This is a genomic window from Motilibacter aurantiacus, assembly GCF_011250645.1.
GTDB lineage: Bacteria > Actinomycetota > Actinomycetes > Motilibacterales > Motilibacteraceae > Motilibacter_A > Motilibacter_A aurantiacus.
This window is the reverse complement of the sequence record NZ_JAANNO010000001.1, coordinates 794,259-807,713: the sequence shown is the minus strand read 5'-3', so window position 1 is coordinate 807,713 and position 13,455 is coordinate 794,259. Positions and strand designations below refer to the sequence as shown.

Genomic DNA, 13,455 nt, shown 5'->3' with positions numbered 1-13,455 from the left:
CGGGGCGCCTCAGCCCCTCGCCGCGCCCTTGAGGGTGGCCACGCTCTCCTTGGTGGTGCGGATCGTCCGCTCGGGGGCGCTGACCTTCGACACCTGCTTCTTGCCGATCAGGGCGAGCACGCCGGCGAGCAGCAGGAAGACCACCGCCACGACGAGGAACGCCAGGGCCGGGTGCAGGCCGGCGGCCTCCAGGCCGTACGCCGCCGCGATGCTCAGCAGGATGGTCGCGAGCAGGCCGAGGTAGGCCGCCGCCCCGAACAGCCCGCTGCCGGCGATGGCGTGCTTCGCCTCGGACTTGATCTCGATCTTCGCCAGCTCGATCTCGGACCGCACGAGCGCGGAGAGGTCCTTGGTCGCGGACGCGACGAGCTTGCCCAGCGAGGGCTCCGGGGCGGCAGGGGTGGCCACGGTGGCGCCGGGCCCGTCGTACCCGGGCTTGCCGTACTCGGGCTTGGTGAACGCGGTCGTCATCGTCGGGCTCCTTCTGTGAGCGCGCTCCCGCGCGCCGCTGCCTGTGGCCGGGACCGCCGTCGGTCTGCTGCCGGTCCGATACTGCCGGGCTCCGTACCCCGGGCGCGAGCCGGGCGAACGCCGGCGCGGCGCCTGCCCCCGGCGACTGCCCGAAGCGGGAGTGCGAGGACGCGGCGGGTCGTCGACCTCGCGCACGGCTCGGACGAGGTGCTCGGCCTGGTGCCGGACGGCGCCGCCGACGTCGTCCTCTCCGCTGAGGGGGCGAGCTGGCCTAGAGCACCTGCCCGCGACCGGAGGCACCGTCGACCGCCGCCCGCGCCGACGGCACCCCGCTCTTGCCCGGCTGACGCTCCGTCGAGGAGCCGGGCGCGGCGCCCGAGGGCGTGTACGGCGTGGGCCGCCCCGCACCGGACAGCCGCGCCGGCTCCCTGTTGCGGGCGCCGACGGTCACCCGCTCGCGTGGGACAGCCGGCTGCGCGCCCGGACTGGTCGGTCGCGAGCGTGGGGGAGCTCGTGCGGGTCGCCCGCTGACCCCTCAGCCCTCGGAGGAGCCCGCCGACGGGAGCTTGCTGCTGATGAGCTCCATGACGGTCGAGTCCGCGAGGGTCGTCACGTCGCCGACGGCCCGCTGCTCGGCCACGTCACGCAGCAACCGGCGCATGATCTTTCCCGAACGGGTCTTCGGCAGCTCGGGGACGACGAGGATCTGCCGTGGGCGCGCGATGGGGCCGATCTCCTTCGCGACGTGCCGGCGCAGCTCCTGCACGATCTCGTCGCCCGCAGCGCGGTCCTCGGCGACGTTGCCGCGCAGGATGACGAAGGCGACGATGCCCTGGCCGGTCGTGGGGTCGGTGGCCCCGACGACGGCCGCCTCGGCCACCGCCGGGTGCGAGACGAGCGCGGACTCGACCTCGGTCGTGGAGATGCGGTGGCCCGAGACGTTCATGACGTCGTCGACCCGGCCGAGCAGCCAGATGTCGCCGTCCTCGTCCTTCTTCGCGCCGTCGCCGGCGAAGTAGACGCCGGGGAAGCGGGACCAGTACGTCTCCTGGTAGCGCTTGTCGTCGCCCCAGATCCCGCGCAGCATCGAGGGCCAGGGCTCGTTGAGCACCAGGTAGCCCCCGCCCCCGTTGGGCACGGGCTCCCCGCGGTCGTCGACGACCTCGGCGGAGACGCCGGGCAGCGGCCGTTGTGCCGACCCGGGCTTCAGCGTCGTGACACCGGGGAGCGGGCTGATCATGAGGGCGCCGGTCTCGGTCTGCCACCACGTGTCGACGACGGGCGCGCGGTCCCCACCGATGTTCTTGCGGTACCAGACCCAGGCCTCGGGGTTGATCGGCTCCCCGACACTTCCGAGAACTCGGATTCGCGAAAGATCGTACTGGGCCGGGATCTCCTCGCCCCACTTCATCATCGTGCGGATGAGCGTGGGCGCGGTGTAGAGGATGGTCACGCCGTACTTCTGCGCGATCTCCCACAGCCGGCCCTTGTGCGGCGTGTCCGGCGTCCCCTCGTACATCACCTGCGTCGCCCGGTTGGCCAGCGGGCCGTAGACGATGTAGGAGTGGCCGGTGACCCAGCCGATGTCGGCCGAGCACCAGTAGACGTCGGTGTCGGGCTTGAGGTCGAAGACGTAGCGGTGGGTGTACGCGACCTGGGTGAGGTAGCCGCCCGTGGTGTGCAGGATCCCCTTGGGCTTCGCGGTGGTGCCGGAGGTGTAGAGGATGTAGAGCGGGTGCTCGCTGTCATGGGCCTCGTACGCGTGCGTGCCCGGCTGCCGGTCGACCACGTCGTGCCACCACACGTCCCGGCCCTCGGTCCAGGCGACCTCCTCGCCGGTCCGTCGTACCACGAGGACCTTCTCCACCGTGCTCGTCCGGGCGACCGCCTCGTCGACCGCGGGCTTCAGGGCGCTCGGGCTGCCGCGCCGGTAGCCGCCGTCCGCGGTGATGACCGCCTTCGCGTCCGCGTCGTCGATCCGGCTGGCGAGCGCGTCGGCGGAGAAGCCGCCGAACACCACCGAGTGCGGTGCGCCGAGCCGCGCGCACGCCAGCATCGCGAAGACCGCTTCCGGAATCATGGGTAGGTAGATCGCGACCCGGTCACCCTTGCCGACCCCGAGCTCGGTCAGCGCGTTCGCCGTCTTGCAGACCTCACGCTGCAGGTCCGCGTAGGTGATGGTGCGGGTGTCGCCCGGCTCGCCCTCCCAGTGGATCGCGACCTGGTCCCCGTGCCCGGCCTCGACGTGCCGGTCCACGCAGTTGTAGGCCACGTTGAGCGTGCCGCCGACGAACCACTTGGCGAACGGCGGCTGCCAGTCCAGCGCCCGCTCCCACGGCTGCGCCCAGGTCAGGGAGCGGGCCTGCTCCTCCCAGAAGCCCAGCCGGTCCGCCGCCGCTCGCCCGTAGATCTCGGCCTGGGCGTTGGCCTGCGCGGCGAACCCCTCGTCCGGGGGATACCTGCGCTCCTCGTGCAACAGGTTGGACAGGCCCTCGCCGCTCTGCGCTGCCCCGCCGGACTGGTCGGCCACGGTGCCTCCTCGGCTCGTCGCTGTGCCCCGCTGTTCGCCCTGCTCGGGACAGTCTTGCCCCGCGCCGATCAGCGGCCAATCCGGGGTGGCCGGACGGAGCCGGGCTCGGGACTCCGCCCGGGGTGCGCCTCAGCGCAGGTCGGCGGCGAAGGCCCGCAGGACGTAGGGGAGCCGGACGATCCCATCCGCGTCCGCCACGCCGGCGTGCACCGCGGCGACCGCGGCCAGCACCCGCTCGCGCTCCGGCTCGGGCAGCAGGGAGACGTACGACCGGGAGGCCGCGAGGTCGCGCAGCCGCTCGGCGTCCAGCGGCTGCACGTGCTCGAACGACGCCTCCTCGACCGGGCCGAACCGCCCGGAGGCGTTGAGGTCGCGGGCCGGGTCGACGGTGTCGAAGCCCTCGTCGCCGAGGACCTCATTGAGCTGCGCGACCCACGCCACGCGGTCGTCGCGGCGGTTCCACACCAGGGCGACGCGCCCTCCGGGCCGCAGCACCCGAGCCGTCTCGGCGAAGAAGCGCGGCGGGTCGAACCAGTGGTAGGCCTGCGCGGCGACCACGGCGTCGGCGCTCGAGTCCGGGAGGGGCAGTTGCTCGGCCGGTGCGACGTGGACGGCCACCGCGGCGCCCCGGGCGCGCAGGGCCTGCGCCATCGCCGGGTCGGGCTCGACCGCCGTCACGCGCGCGCCCGCTGCGGCGAGCACCCGGGTGAGCTTGCCCGTGCCCGCTCCGACGTCGATCACGTCCGGGGCGGGGCCGGCCTCGCCCGGGACGAGCGTGGGAAGCAGCCACGGCACCAGCGCCGCCGGGTAGCCCGGCCGGCCCCGGTCGTACGCGTCGGCCACCGCACCGAACGAGCGTGCCCGGGCGGCGGTCCGCTCGTCACGACGTGCCATCGACGTCCTCCCCGATCGGGTCGTCCGCGTCCTCGCGCGGGTTGCCGCCCTGCGTCGGCCGTCCGGCACAGACGTCCAGCCACGTCGAGAGCAACACCTCCTCCACCGGCCCCGTCGCCAGCGCGCCGGTCGCCGTCGCGCCGTCCGCGGTGCGCGCCGTCCAGCGGACGTCGCCGAGGACCCGCTCGGGCGCGGGCTGAGCGCAGTCCGGCCCGTCCCAGCCGAGCGTCAGCGTGCCGGTCGACTCGGGCGGCAGCGGAAGGCCGGCCGCCGGCAGCAGCGCCCGCAGGCCGGCCGGCAGCCCGTCGAGGGTGAGCAGGGTGACGGGGTCGGGCTCGCCGTTGTGCAGCGGCGCGGAGACCTGCAGGCCGTCCCCGACGAGGGCCAGCTCGGCGGCCCCGAGTGTCAGCCCGGAGGTGTCGTCCGAGCTCGTGCCCGCGGTCGAGGACGCGGACGGCTGCCCGGCCGACGCCTCGCTGCGGTCGTCGACCAGCAGCCGGGCTCCGGCGCCGAGGACGAGCACCAGCGCCGCGGCGGCCAGCACGGCGTACAGCGTGGCGGGGGACGGGCCGTGCCCGCCGCGCCCGCCGGCGTGCGCCCTGCTCACCCGGTCGCGCCGCGCCCGCGGCGGCGGGCGGCGTACCAGACGTAGCCCGCGGTCGCGGCGCCGGCGACCGTGGCCGCCGTGGCCAGGGCGGGGGCGGTGCGCCCGGACAGCCGGTCGCGCAGGCTCACCGGCTTGGTGAACACGAGCACCGGCCAGCCCCGGGACAGGGCCTCCTTGCGCAGCGCGCGGTCCGGGTTGACGACCGAGGGGTGGCCGACCGCCTCGAGCATCGGCAGGTCGGTGACCGAGTCGCTGTAGGCGTAGCTCGCGGTGAGGTCGTAGCCCTCCTCCTCGGCCAGCCGGCGCACGGCCTCCGCCTTGGCCTCGCCGGCCATGTAGGCCTCGATCTCCCCGGTGTAGCGCCCGTCCTCGACGATCATCCGGGTCGCCACCACGCGGGACGCGCCGAGCATCTCGCCGATCGGCTCCACGACCTCCGCACCGGACGCGCTGACGACCACGATGTCCCGGCCCGCGGCCCGGTGCTCCTCCAGGAGCGTCGCCGCCTCGTCGTAGATGATCGGGTCGATCAGCTCGTGCAGCGTCTCGGCGACCAGCTCCTTGACCTGGGCCACGTCCCACCCCGTGACGAGCGAGGAGAGGTACGCCCGCATCCGCTCCATCTGGTCGTGGTCGGCGCCGCCGAGCAGGTAGACGAACTGCGCGTAGGAGCTGCGGACGACGGCGCGCCGGGTGATGAGGCCGCCGCGGTAGAACGACCGGCTGAAGGCCAGCGTGCTCGAGCGCGCGATGATCGTCTTGTCGAGGTCGAAGAAGGCCGCGCCGTGGCCCGTGCCGGTGGGCACGGTGGACTCGACCATGCCCCGAGGATACGTACGCGGCGGGGGCGTCATCCTGGTCATCGGGGCCGCTCGGGCTTGATTCGCCAAAGATTCGCGTCGGGTTCGACGTGCCGTTTGCCTTATGACCGCTTCGGGTACACGATGGTACGGCGGCCGGTGAGCAGTCCCCGGTCTCGCGGACCCCCGGGACCGGCTCCTCCCCCCCGAGCCGGACCGGCGGAGTGGACGGCCCCCGCTACCCCCCCCAGCGGGGGCTGTCCCATGTCCCGAGCCGTTCCGGCCTGCTCACCGGTCGCCCTTCGACGCGCGCGTCCCGGGTCGTCCACAGCTCCCGTCGCCGCAGCCGCTCGTCCACAGACTGATTGCCGAGCGCCCGCGACCCCCTGCAGGCGGCCCACTCTCGAGGCACTCCCGAGCCTCGGAGGCAGCCGTGCCGACACCGCCCTTCCCCTCCGCCCGTGCCCTGGCCGTGACGGCCGACGCGCGCCTGGCCGACGACCTGGTGCGGCTGTGCGCCGCGGCCGGGATCGGCTGTGACGTGGTGAGCGATGCCGTCGACGACCTGCGCCGGGCCCGCGGCGCCTGGGGCGCGGCGGCGCTCGCCCTCGTGGGCGCCGACCTCGCCCGTGAAGTGGCCGTGACGCTGCCGCGCCGCGAGGGTGCTGTCCTCGTCGCTCACAGCAGCGGCGCCGGTGAGGACGCGGCCCTCTGGCGGAGCGCGGTCGAGGCCGGCTGCGAGCACGTCGCGGTGCTGCCCGAGGCGGAGCCGTGGCTGATGGAGCGGCTGGCCGACGCGGCCGAGGGGCGGCCCGGGGGCGGCGTGGTCGTCTCGGTGCTCGGCGGCCGCGGTGGCGCCGGCGCGACCACGCTGGCGGCCGCGCTCGCCGTCACCGGCGCCCGACAGGGGATCGCGACCCTGCTCGTCGACGCGGACCCGCTGGGCGGCGGCATCGACCTGATCCTGGGCAGCGAGGACGCCGGCGGGCTGCGGTGGCCCCAGTTGCAGGGGGCGGCGGGGCGGGTCCCGGCCGGGGCGCTGCGCGACGCGCTGCCGCGGATCGAGGGCCTCGGCGTGCTCAGCTGGGACCGTGGGGATCTGCTGGCCGTCCCCAGCGCGGCGATGAGCGCCGTCCTCGCCGCCGCCCGTCGCTCGAGCGACCTGGTCGTCGTGGACCTGCCACGCCGGGTGGACACAGCCGTCGAGTGCGCGCTGGCGGCCAGCGACGTCACGCTCCTGGTGGTCCCGGCCGAGGTACGCGCCACCGCCGCCGCCACGCGAGTGGCCGCGGCGGCCGGGGTCGTGGCCGCCGACCTGCGCCTCGTCGTGCGCGGCCCCGCTCCCGGCGGCCTCCCGGCGGACGTCATCGCCGAGTCCCTCGGGCTCCCGCTCGCCGGGGAGCTGCGCGCCGAGCCGGGCCTGGCCGTCGCCCTCGAGCACGGGGAGCCGCCGGGACGCGCCGGGCGCGGCCCGCTCGCGCAGTTCTGCCGGCGGTTCGTCACCGAGGCATGCTCGACCCGGCGCGCGGCGTGAGGGGCGTCGAACGGCCCGACGGCGCGCTGCTGGAGCGGGTGCGCTCCCGGCTGGTCGGCCTCGGGGGCGAGCCCACCCCCGCGGACGTCGCCGAGGCGCTGCGCGCCGAGCGCGGGCTGCTCGGCGACGGCCCCGTGCTGGCCGCGGCGACCGCGCTGCGCGCAGAGCTCGCCGGCGTCGGCCCGCTCGAGCCCCTGCTCGCGGACCCGCGCGTGACCGACGTGCTGGTGAACGGGCCGCGGGACGTGTGGGTCGATCGCGGCGGCGGGCTCGAGCGCGCCGACGCCGCGTTCGTGGACGAGTCCGACGTGCGCCGCATCGCCGAGCGGCTCGCGACCAGCGCCGGGCGCCGGCTCGACGACGGCGCGCCCTGGGTCGAGGCCCGGCTGCCGCAAGGGCTGCGCCTGCACGCGGTCATCCCGCCCGTCGCCGTCGGCGGCACCTGTCTGAGCCTGCGCGTCCCGGCGCGGAAGCCACTCTCGCTGACCCAGCTGGCCGCCGTGGGGGCCGTGACGCCTGCGGTCGAGCAGGCGCTGCGCGGGCTGGTCCGGGCGCGGGCCTCGGTGCTCGTCACCGGCGGGACCGGGGCCGGCAAGACCACCCTGCTCGCAGCGCTGCTGGGACTCGTCCCTGCCGGCGAGCGGATCGTCATCGCCGAGGACACCACCGAGCTGGCCCCCGACCACCCGCACGTGGTCCGGCTCGAGGGCCGGGCGCCCAACGTCGAAGGGGCCGGCGAGGTCACGCTGCGACAGCTGGTCCGCCAGGCGCTGCGCATGCGGCCGGACCGGCTCGTCGTCGGCGAGGTGCGCGGCCCCGAGGTGCCGCGTCAGTCGGGTTACCGTCGAATCCTTGCAGTGCGTGAGAGAGGGGGCCGGAGGGCGGCAGGGGCACTGCGCCCGAGATCGCCAGTCGGGGTCGAGGAGTGCCGTCCATCGCGCGCACGTCAACTTTTAGCAGCTCTAGCACCTCCCGCTGCCTCTCCAACGGCAGCGCTGGGAGGCCTCGCTGCGCCTTCGCCGTCAAGTCGTCAAGGCTCGTCCGCAGCTCGGCCTGCAGGGTCCTCGCGGCAGCGCGAGCGGCAGCGCGGGCCTGCTGCTGTTCGAGAGCCGACACCTCCTCGTCAAGAACTGCGACGGCGGCGGCGATCAGATGCCCGGGCACGCCCGCTTTGAGGGCAGATGCAACCTCGGCCACCTGCGCTCGCTTGAGGTCCTCGACACGCCTCTGAAGTGCCGCCGGGTCGTTCTCCTCCTCCGTCCGAGCATCGACACTGCGGTCCAAGGCGAGGAAGTCGTGGGCCATTTGCGACAGGAGACCGGGCGATGTGAGCAAAGTCACAACCTCTCCCCAGACGGTTGCATCGAGCCAGTCAGCGTCAACCCGCGGGCAATCGCAGCGTTCGCGACCGTCCGAGGTCCACTTCGAGTTAGCGCAGCGGTACTGCCGTAGGTGGCGATCCTTCCGGTGCACGCCTCCGTAGCGTCCGCCGCACGAGCTGGTGGCCCCCGAGTTGGGGTAGGCCTTGCTGGGTGACTTGTAGCCGTACGCTCGCCGCCGCAGCGCCACCTGCAGATCGTCGAACTCCTCCTTGGAAAGAGGCGGGTCCTCCAGATTGATCAGGATGGGGTCGCCGTACTTCGGCGCACCGTCGCGGTCGAGCTTCGTGTGGTGGCCGGCCCCGTAGCGTCTAGTGGGCTGCCCCCACCAGACCTCCCCAAGCAAGCCTCGATGCTCCATCTGACGGCGCAGACGCTGGTGCGTCCACGTCGCTCCGGATCGACTCGTGAGGCCCATCCCGTTGAGGAGCCCGGCCACTTGCCCGGTCGTCAGTCCCTCCACCACGAGCGCTCGCCACGCGACGCCAATCACGCGCCGCTCGTGCTCGTCGGCAACGCACTGCGCGGTGCGACCTGCGCCGTTGAGCCGGTAGCCGTAGGGCGGGGAGCCTCCGGGCCAACCGCCCATGAGAGCCTTGGCTCGCTGGCCGGTCACCCCGCGCTCAGCAATCTGCTCGCGCTCGAACTCAGCGAACACGCCCAGGATGCCGCGCATTGCTCGGCCGGACGCCGACGACGAGTCGATGTTGTCCGCGATCGACACGAAAACAACCTGCATGTCATCAAGTGCCGAGAGCGTCGGGGCCAGGTGTGCTAAGGAGCGGCTGAACCGGTCCAATTTCGTCACAATGATGGCGTCAATGAGCCCCGCGCGGACGTCCGCCATCAGTTCGTCCAGCGCCGGTCGAGAGCTCGAACCGCCCGACTCTCCCGCGTCCACGTACACCTTGTGCAGAATCCATGATCTGCGCTCGACTTCTCGTACGCCGCTGGTTCGCTGAGACTCGATACTGGTTCCGTCCGCCTGGTCGACCGTGGAGACGCGGCAGTACACGGCGGCCCGGAGTGCCGCTGGCCTGTCGCCGTTGGTAGTCATTCGCTTCGTCACGTTAGTCATCCATTTGGGGGAGATTGGTGAAGATCAGCCGGAGGAGGTGTTCGTAGGCTCGTGCGTCGGGCGTTGAGGACCAAGCCGCGTGCACATCGGGCGACGTCTCGTTGCGGGACGGCTCGGTCATGATGCCCGGCGCTCTGCGCGTCGACGTGCCCGATATGCAGCCCCGGCGCGCCGGTTGCGCTCCATCATGCACTCGCGACAGTCGCGTGTCCGGCTGCCATTCCTGCGAACGCGGATGACCAGGTTACTGCCGGAGTAGGCGTGCCCTCGCGTGCAGTGCGTCTTGCTCCGCTGGTTCTCCCCTGCACGTCCACGTCGAACGTTCTCGCCCTGAGTGCACGCGTCTAGGTGATCTGGGCGTACGCAGCGGCGATTGCGGCAGAGGTGATCAACGACCAAGCCGTCGGGGATCGACCCGTGGGCCAAGATGTACGCGACGCGATGTGCCAGCACACTCTTGTCGTTCAGGCTGAACCTGCCGTAACCGCGGTTTCGCCCGGCCTGCCATTCCCAGCAGGCGTCGAGGGGTAGATCCGGGATCAGCACCTTGGCCCAGAAGCGGGCCATGTCCGAGAGAGTCATGGCCAGGGCGTCGTCGCGGTGGCCAAAAGATCATACGAGCGTGAAGAGCCCCTGTGCTTCTCTTTGAACGCTCGTTCTGGGGCGTTGCCTCCTACGAACGGCCTATCGCAAGAGGCAACCAGGCGTCCGTTCGGGTGAGCAGAAAGGTCCGCGACGCGCAAAAACTGGGGCGGTCGTGCCGTGTTCCCGGCTATACCTAAGAAGGCATGACATTTTTCTGTGTGAAGGTGGGACGCCGCAGGCTATGTGCTAGAACGCATAAGTTGAGCAAGGAGCTCGCTCTCTTCGTACGTCTTCGTACGTGGGTCAGCGTTGAGCGACGATGCGGCCGAGGGACCGTCGAACCGTCTCTGGGTGCCACACGCTGGCACGCTTGGGTCTCAACCCCTCCGCGTTGAGGGCGGCGGCGATCGCACGGAGGCTCGCTCCGTCGCACTGAAGTTCACGCATGCGCTGAAGCGCTCGCTGCTCGTCTTCGCGGGGCTCCAACTCCCCACCACGAGCCTGCAGCCCGAAGGCGGGCGCGCCTCCCGCGTACCCTCCGCGCTCTGCCTTGCGTCGCTGTCCGGCCCGCAACCGTAGACGGATCATTGCGCGCTCATACTCGCTCACCGCGCCAAGCACTTGGCGTATCAGTCGGCGGCTTGGGTCTGACGGATCGTCCGCGAGGAAAGCGTCTTCTCCACTCGCGGTGGAGTAGACGCGCCCGCCGAGCCGTCGCACCTCCGCGAGCAACTGCTCTTGCAGGATGAGGTCGCGAGCCAGGCGGTCAAGCCGATATACGAGCAGGCCGCTCGCGCGTCCCTCCCTGATCGTTCCTAGCGCATCGGTCAGACCAGGGCGAGCGTCCGGGTCTACGGTGCCGCTGACTGCCTCATCAGCGTGTACTGCCAGTAGTTGGTGACCGTGCTGACGGGTCCAGCGGCGAAGCTCGGCGGTCTGCACGTCAAGACCGTGTCCCCGTTCGCGTTGCCGCTCCGTGCTCACTCTGACGTACCCGACGAGCTTCAGTGGGCCTCCGGCTGGGCGTACCTCGCTGACCTGCAGTGTCACAGAACCTAACGGTAGTGAGACAAGGAGGGTGACGAGCCTGCTGAGCTGACTCATCACGCGAATGGATTGCGCCAGCTCTCGACAGAGAGGGACGTCCACCCTTGTGAGCCAGGACACACTAGTTTGCCCTCAAGTGACCCCGGTCGTGCGCCGACCACCTGTAATGGCCGGCTTTGCGATCGCAAGCTGCCGTAATAGAGACAGCTGGGGCGACTGTGAACGCTCCGCACGGCTCATCACCGTGGCCGAGCCCGTCAGAGGGGCCTGCTTTCCCCTGCCGGTTGATGGGACAGCGGGTCAAATGGATCGACCCGAAACCGGTTGCATGTCGAAGGTGAGCGTGGCCTAAACACGCGGGCTCCGGTTCCTGGTCGTCACTCCGCCGTTCGGGCGTTGTGATGTGGGGGGACCCAGGGGGCATGTGCGCGTCGCGCTCATCGCAGCTGGCCAAGTGACACTTCACGACGGCCCAGACGTCTCACACTTGCACGAGTGCGGGGGCTTCGCCCCCCAGTCCCCCATCGGGGGCTCCGCCCCCGAACCCCCGCCCCGGTGCGCAAGCGCAACCACCGGGGTGGGCTCGCCTCCGGCGAGCGTTCTTCTTCATCAGAGATGACCGCCGTCGTCGCGCGGCACGAGCAGACCACACCTCGCGCCGGGCGGTTTGCTGCCGACACGCCGAGAAGTGCGTCTTGCGGAGATGTCTGCCCTACGAGTGCCGGTCTGGCAAGCTCGATCCCCGCACGACAACGGCGGCGGGGGGGCTCGGGAAGATGGCGTTGGGCAGCATGGCGTACGTACCTGCGCTGAAGGCGCGCGAGGCGGAGATCAAGGCGGTCAATAGGGCCCCGACGACGCTACAACTGACTCCGCTCTTCGAGCTACAACGCGCAGGGCAGGCAACTGTCGATCCGCTGAGCGGCGTACGTAGGCGCGGCAAGAGCACTACAACGGACGCCTCCTACTTCTTGGACGACATCGCGCGGCTCTGGTACGACCCGCTCTACGCCGACATCAGCCGGGTGGCAGACACCAGCAATCGGGCCGCATGGTGGCGTCTGCTGGACTCGCTGAACGCTCTTGCCAGCGTGCCTGCGGAGCTTATCCCAGTTCTGATCCCAAGTGATTCAGCGGCCGTGCTCAGCGCCGCTGCCGGGGTGGCTAGTCAGACAGGCAGGGCTGCACTACGAGTGCCGATGCAGGAAGCTCGCTCCGCTCCAGCAGCCCTGGCTTCGGCCCCTCAGACGGTGGCCAAGGGTGTGGGGGTGCCCGTTACTTCGGTTGACGTGATACTCGACTGGGCCGACGGCATGGAAGCTTCGGTTATCCCGCTTGACACCCTTGTGAATGACACGAAGGCCGTGATTGCGGCGCTAGGCGGTCAGCACGGGAGCTTGATCACGCTGGGAACGCCTGAGAGCAGCGCGTTTCAGCAGGTTGGGGATTGGCAGCCGGTTCGGCGCGAGTGGTGGTTGTGGCTGAGGCTGGCCCACGAGGGCTTCGACGTGGTGTACGGGGATTATGCACTTTATCCACCCTCCGACCCCGTGCCCGCTTCACCGCGGTATGGCCACCTGCGGTATTCCAGCGGGGACCGAATGCACGTGCATCGAAGGGCCGTACCATCTACGGGCGGCGGTCTCGCAGCTGCCTTCAAGGTGTGTTGCGATCATCTTGTGACGCAGTCTCACTGGTTGGGCGCGGGCCTAAGCAGGGCTGACCAGAGGCTGGACGATATCGCTGCGAACTCCGACAAGGAATCTCAGCCAGGAAACTGGCGGCAGTTGGCAGCCGAACATCATTTTGCGCTCGTCGCAGACCAACTTGCGAATCCCCCAGCTGCGCCGGCCCCGGGGACGCCTTGATTGTTTGTCGCTACGCCGTCAACAGCGAGCGTCCGCGCCAGTCTCGCCGTTCGATCATGTACGAACGGGCGACCCTTACGGCTTCTCTAGCTGCGATGCCGGTGGTGAACTGCTGTCGAAGCTGGTCAACCGTAAAGGACGACAGACCTGCGTGACCTCGGCTGCGTAGAGCGTGCAGCAGGTCCTCACGCGTCAGGAATGTCGAGACCGCCAAGGGGTTTAGCGCCGGGTTGAGGCGACCACGTTTCGCGCTGCGAATGACCACGTGCTCGCCCTTCAGGCCAGCCACCCAAACGCTCCACCAGTGAGGGACCGCTTCAAGCGCTGCCGCACGGTGACGTTCACTCACCACGAGCACGGCTCGTTCAACAACGGCTCCGTACGCCTGGATCTGTCGAGGTAGTCGGGCGAGTGAATCGACATCGCTCTTGATCTCGAACCCGCAGATCCGGTCCGCGACGAGCAGGGCATCCAAGCGGGCCGGGACTGTCCAGCGTACGTCGACCTCCGGAACGAGCACATGCGGCCGCTGGCCAAGCCGTTGGGCGAGAGCAGTGACTAGCGCACTGCGAACGTCTGGGTCGCGCACGTGCGCACCATACCGGGCCAGCGAGCGCTGGACCTCGTCGTGGGAGGCTCGCCGCTCGGTTGAGTCACGCTGC

At 71.1% G+C, this 13,455-nt stretch carries 11 protein-coding genes and 1 pseudogene; 3 read left to right on the top strand and 9 right to left on the bottom strand.

Going from position 1 to position 13,455, the window contains the following annotated elements:
- Window positions 1-9: 9 nt before the first annotated feature.
- The 5 genes from G9H72_RS03670 to G9H72_RS03650 all read right to left on the bottom strand — a co-directional run bounded on the left by G9H72_RS03670 (window position 10) and on the right by G9H72_RS03650 (window position 5,323).
- On the bottom strand, window positions 10-471 hold the full coding sequence (locus G9H72_RS03670; RefSeq protein ID WP_166167422.1) for a phage holin family protein: 462 nt from the start codon (window positions 469-471) through the stop codon (window positions 10-12).
- Window positions 472-1,006: 535 nt separating this feature from the next.
- Complete coding sequence (acs, locus tag G9H72_RS03665; RefSeq protein ID WP_166167419.1) at window positions 1,007-3,001, bottom strand: acetate--CoA ligase; 1,995 nt, start codon at window positions 2,999-3,001, stop codon at window positions 1,007-1,009.
- Window positions 3,002-3,130: 129 nt separating this feature from the next.
- Window positions 3,131-3,895 carry a class I SAM-dependent methyltransferase gene (locus G9H72_RS03660; protein WP_166167417.1) on the bottom strand — a complete coding sequence of 255 codons (765 nt, stop codon included), beginning with the start codon at window positions 3,893-3,895 and terminating at the stop codon, window positions 3,131-3,133.
- The gene (locus G9H72_RS03655; RefSeq protein WP_166167414.1) at window positions 3,882-4,502 is read right to left on the bottom strand and encodes a hypothetical protein; all 621 of its coding nucleotides are present in this window, start codon (window positions 4,500-4,502) and stop codon (window positions 3,882-3,884) included. Before G9H72_RS03655 ends, G9H72_RS03660 begins: the two co-directional genes overlap by 14 nt.
- Complete coding sequence (locus G9H72_RS03650) at window positions 4,499-5,323, bottom strand: HAD family hydrolase (protein ID WP_166167411.1); 825 nt, start codon at window positions 5,321-5,323, stop codon at window positions 4,499-4,501. Before G9H72_RS03650 ends, G9H72_RS03655 begins: the two co-directional genes overlap by 4 nt.
- A gap of 412 nt (window positions 5,324-5,735) precedes the next feature.
- Between G9H72_RS03650 and ssd the strand changes: the two genes are divergently transcribed.
- Window positions 5,736-6,836, top strand: coding sequence for a septum site-determining protein Ssd (gene ssd, locus G9H72_RS03645; RefSeq protein WP_166167408.1), 1,101 nt, complete (start codon window positions 5,736-5,738; stop codon window positions 6,834-6,836).
- Window positions 6,812-8,011: a TadA family conjugal transfer-associated ATPase gene (locus G9H72_RS03640; protein WP_166167405.1), complete on the top strand. Its 1,200-nt coding sequence runs from the start codon at window positions 6,812-6,814 to the stop codon at window positions 8,009-8,011. The genes ssd and G9H72_RS03640 overlap by 25 nt, the downstream gene beginning before the upstream one ends.
- 178 nt (window positions 8,012-8,189) lie before the next feature.
- Here G9H72_RS03640 and G9H72_RS23330 read toward each other — a convergent pair.
- The 3 genes and pseudogenes from G9H72_RS23330 to G9H72_RS23320 form a co-directional block, all read right to left on the bottom strand.
- Window positions 8,190-9,272, bottom strand: a pseudogene (locus G9H72_RS23330) (recombinase family protein); the annotation flags it as partial.
- A 138-nt stretch (window positions 9,273-9,410) separates the two neighbouring features.
- On the bottom strand, window positions 9,411-9,860 hold the full coding sequence (locus G9H72_RS23325; protein ID WP_407939535.1) for an HNH endonuclease signature motif containing protein: 450 nt from the start codon (window positions 9,858-9,860) through the stop codon (window positions 9,411-9,413).
- A 321-nt stretch (window positions 9,861-10,181) separates the two neighbouring features.
- The gene (locus G9H72_RS23320) at window positions 10,182-10,982 is read right to left on the bottom strand and encodes a recombinase family protein (RefSeq protein WP_407939534.1); all 801 of its coding nucleotides are present in this window, start codon (window positions 10,980-10,982) and stop codon (window positions 10,182-10,184) included.
- 734 nt (window positions 10,983-11,716) lie between these two features.
- On the opposite strand from G9H72_RS23320, the gene G9H72_RS03625 reads away from it, so the two are divergent.
- Window positions 11,717-12,793 (top strand): beta family protein, encoded by a 1,077-nt coding sequence (locus tag G9H72_RS03625; protein WP_166167396.1) that lies wholly within the window; start codon window positions 11,717-11,719, stop codon window positions 12,791-12,793.
- A 10-nt stretch (window positions 12,794-12,803) separates the two neighbouring features.
- Here the strand turns inward: G9H72_RS03625 and G9H72_RS03620 are convergent, their stop codons facing one another.
- The gene (locus G9H72_RS03620) at window positions 12,804-13,382 is read right to left on the bottom strand and encodes a sce7726 family protein (RefSeq protein WP_166167393.1); all 579 of its coding nucleotides are present in this window, start codon (window positions 13,380-13,382) and stop codon (window positions 12,804-12,806) included.
- Window positions 13,383-13,455 lie beyond the last annotated feature (73 nt).

Bases quoted from the DNA above. Each gene is read 5' to 3' on its own strand.
- G9H72_RS03670 (WP_166167422.1), bottom strand. From the start codon at position 471: ATGACGACCGCGTTCACCAAGCCCGAGTACGGCAAGCCCGGGTACGAC.
- G9H72_RS03660 (WP_166167417.1), bottom strand. From the start codon at position 3,895: ATGGCACGTCGTGACGAGCGGACCGCCGCCCGGGCACGCTCGTTCGGT.
- G9H72_RS03650 (WP_166167411.1), bottom strand. From the start codon at position 5,323: ATGGTCGAGTCCACCGTGCCCACCGGCACGGGCCACGGCGCGGCCTTC.
- G9H72_RS03640 (WP_166167405.1), top strand. From the start codon at position 6,812: ATGCTCGACCCGGCGCGCGGCGTGAGGGGCGTCGAACGGCCCGACGGC.
- G9H72_RS23325 (WP_407939535.1), bottom strand. From the start codon at position 9,860: ATGGCCCGCTTCTGGGCCAAGGTGCTGATCCCGGATCTACCCCTCGAC.
- G9H72_RS23320 (WP_407939534.1), bottom strand. From the start codon at position 10,982: ATGAGTCAGCTCAGCAGGCTCGTCACCCTCCTTGTCTCACTACCGTTA.
- G9H72_RS03625 (WP_166167396.1), top strand. From the start codon at position 11,717: ATGGCGTACGTACCTGCGCTGAAGGCGCGCGAGGCGGAGATCAAGGCG.